The organism is Vibrio sp. V42_P2S4T144, assembly GCF_009904715.1.
Taxonomy (GTDB): domain Bacteria; phylum Pseudomonadota; class Gammaproteobacteria; order Enterobacterales; family Vibrionaceae; genus Vibrio; species Vibrio alginolyticus.
The window spans coordinates 1-3,415 of sequence record NZ_WXWS01000016.1 but is presented as its reverse complement, the minus strand read 5'-3'; the positions used below and the strand labels follow the sequence as shown (position 1 = coordinate 3,415).

Below are 3,415 nucleotides of genomic sequence, written 5' to 3'. Positions count from 1 at the left end.
AATGAGACGCGTTCGATACAAACAGAATAATAACAGGGCTGTTAGTCAAGGTGTTATTGTGCAAATGGGTGTCCCCAAACATCATCTTTCGTTTGCAATTGTCTTGCGTGGTAAACAGATAGAAATAAAAAAGAATTAGAGTAGAGCGACGCTCTGTTTTGGGACTAATTTATTGATATGTATACAAGGAGTATGCGTTTTGCAAATCGGTGTACCTAAAGAGATACTCGCGGGTGAATCGCGAGTGGCTGCATCGCCGAAGTCGGTTGAGCAGTTAATAAAATTGGGATTCGATGTCGCGATTGAATCCCAAGCGGGGGGGCTAGCGAGTTTCGATGATGCCGCTTATGAAGCAGCTGGTGCGAAAATCGTTTCTAGTGAAGAAGTTTGGGCATCTGGCCTTATTTTAAAAGTTAATGCGCCAATTGTGGATGATGAGCAAGGCATTGACGAAATTGCGTTACTGCAAGATGGAGCAACACTGGTTAGCTTTATTTGGCCGGCTCAAAATGCTGAGTTGATGGAACAACTTTCAAGTAAGAACATTAACGTTCTTGCCATGGATTCCGTTCCTCGTATCTCACGTGCACAAGCCTTAGACGCGCTATCTTCGATGGCTAATATCGCTGGTTATCGTGCAGTGGTTGAGGCAGCTCATGAGTTTGGTCGTTTCTTTACAGGTCAAATTACGGCTGCCGGTAAAGTACCTCCAGCGAAAGTATTGGTTGCGGGTGCTGGCGTCGCTGGCTTGGCGGCTATCGGTGCTGCAGGTAGCTTAGGTGCCATTGTCCGTGCGTTTGACGTCCGCCCAGAAGTAAAAGAGCAAGTTGAATCGATGGGCGCTGAGTTCCTGACCGTTGACTTTCAAGAGGAGTCAGGCTCTGGGGATGGCTACGCAAAAGAAATGTCTGATGACTTCAACAAAAAAGCGGCAGAGTTATACGCAGAGCAAGCTAAAGATGTTGATATCATTATTACGACCGCGCTCATTCCTGGTAAACCTGCGCCGAAGTTGATCACCAAAGAAATGGTCGACAGCATGAAAGCGGGCAGTGTAATTGTCGACTTGGCAGCTGCTAATGGCGGTAACTGTGAATATACAGTGAAAGACCAAGTTATCATGACGGATAACGGCGTAAAAATTGTTGGTTACACTGATATGGTTGGTCGTTTGCCAACACAATCTTCTCAGCTTTACGCGACAAACCTTGTTAACCTTCTAAAACTGCTGTGTAAAGAGAAAGATGGCAACATCAATATTGATTTTGAAGATGTTGTTATCCGTGGCGTTACCGTGGTGAAAGAAGGTGAAGTTACTTGGCCAGCGCCACCAATTCAGGTTTCAGCTCAGCCGCAAGTGAAACAAGAACAGCCTGTGAAGCCAGAGCCTAAAGTAGAAGAACCTACGTCTCCAACGAAGAAAATTATTGGTGTGGCAGCGGCTGTTGGAGCCTTTGCATGGGTAGCATCGGTTGCTCCGGCAGCGTTTCTTTCTCACTTTACTGTATTTGTTCTAGCGTGTGTTGTCGGATACTACGTAGTATGGAATGTTACCCATGCACTTCATACTCCACTAATGTCAGTAACGAATGCTATCTCTGGCATTATTGTCGTTGGTGCATTACTGCAAATTGGACAAGATAATGGCGTCGTTTCATTCCTATCTTTTATTGCCGTATTGATCGCGAGTATCAATATCTTCGGTGGTTTCACCGTCACCAAGCGTATGCTTGAAATGTTCCGCAAAGATAAATAGGAGTCACAATGTCTGCAGGATTAGTACAAGCAGCTTACATTGTTGCTGCATTATTTTTCATCATGAGTTTGGCGGGGCTTTCAAAGCAAGAGTCTGCTCGTAATGGTAACTACTACGGTATCGCTGGTATGACGATCGCGCTAATAGCGACGATCTTTAGCCCAGATGCGCAAGGTTTTGGTTGGATCATTATCGCGATGGCGATAGGTGGTGCGATCGGTATTTTCTATGCGAAGAAAGTAGAAATGACCGAGATGCCAGAACTGGTTGCGATTCTACACAGCTTTGTAGGTTTAGCTGCGGTTTTAGTTGGCTACAACAGTTACCTAGATGCGCCAGAAGCAGCAACACATGCTGAGCATGTTATCCACCTTGTAGAAGTATTCTTGGGTGTGTTCATCGGTGCCGTAACTTTCACCGGTTCAATTGTCGCATTTGGTAAGCTGCGTGGTGTGATTTCTTCGTCGCCACTTAACCTGCCTCATAAGCACAAAATGAACCTCGCAGCGGTTGTTATTTCTACGCTTCTTATGATCTACTTCGTAAAAGCAGATGGCAGCATGTTCGCTCTTATTTTGATGACTTTGATCGCGTTCGCATTCGGCTACCATTTAGTCGCTTCAATCGGTGGTGCAGATATGCCAGTTGTTGTCTCTATGTTGAACTCATACTCAGGTTGGGCAGCAGCGGCAGCAGGTTTCATGCTAGCAAATGATCTATTGATTGTAACAGGTGCTTTGGTAGGTTCATCAGGTGCGATTCTTTCTTACATCATGTGTAAAGCAATGAACCGTTCGTTTATCAGTGTTATTGCCGGTGGTTTTGGTCAAGAGATAGTGATTTCAGGTGACGAAGAGCAGGGCGAATATCGTGAAACAACGGCTGAAGAAGTTGCAGAGATGTTGAAGAACTCAAAATCAGTAATCATCACTCCAGGATATGGCATGGCAGTAGCTCAGGCACAATACCCTGTTCATGAAATTACTGATGTACTTCGTTCACAAGGTATTGAAGTTCGCTTTGGGATTCACCCAGTAGCGGGTCGTCTACCGGGGCATATGAATGTGTTACTCGCTGAAGCAAAAGTACCGTATGATATCGTTCTTGAAATGGATGAAATCAATGATGACTTTGCAGAAACCGATACCGTATTGGTTATCGGTGCTAACGATACGGTCAACCCAGCCGCACTGGAAGATCCGAACAGCCCAATCGCTGGTATGCCCGTATTGGAGGTATGGAACGCGAAAAACGTAGTGGTATTCAAGCGCTCAATGAATACTGGTTACGCAGGAGTACAGAACCCACTGTTCTTCAAAGAAAATACATCAATGCTATTTGGTGATGCGAAAGAAAGTGTTGAGTCTATTTTTAAAGCACTTTAACCATTCTTGATTTAAAACTATACAGGGTCAGCAATCGCTGGCCCTTTTTTGTTCCGTTTCAATGTTATAGTAATGCAAATCCTTCTGTTAGCAGATGTCAATTGCTTGTAGATTGATGTATAGTTTTGGCTAATGTAACAAGTGACGGTAACAGTTTGATTAAAAAGTTTTTGCTCGGTTTTGCAACTGTATTGCCGCTTTTTTCGGCACCTGCATTTTCCGATTCACTACCAGAAAGAATAGATACGTTTACAGAGCTATTTAACTATGAAGT

2 protein-coding genes are annotated in these 3,415 nt (G+C 44.3%); both read left to right on the top strand.

The window, feature by feature from the left end:
- The first annotated feature begins 199 nt into the window (after positions 1-199).
- Entirely contained in the window at positions 200-1,756 is a 1,557-nt protein-coding gene (locus CAG68_RS00405; protein WP_054728973.1) for a Re/Si-specific NAD(P)(+) transhydrogenase subunit alpha, read from the top strand.
- A gap of 8 nt (positions 1,757-1,764) precedes the next feature.
- Positions 1,765-3,141 carry a Re/Si-specific NAD(P)(+) transhydrogenase subunit beta gene (gene pntB / locus CAG68_RS00400; RefSeq protein ID WP_138940292.1) on the top strand — a complete coding sequence of 459 codons (1,377 nt, stop codon included), beginning with the start codon at positions 1,765-1,767 and terminating at the stop codon, positions 3,139-3,141.
- Positions 3,142-3,415: the final 274 nt, after the last annotated feature.

Bases quoted from the DNA above. Each gene is read 5' to 3' on its own strand.
- pntB (WP_138940292.1), top strand. From the start codon at position 1,765: ATGTCTGCAGGATTAGTACAAGCAGCTTACATTGTTGCTGCATTATTT.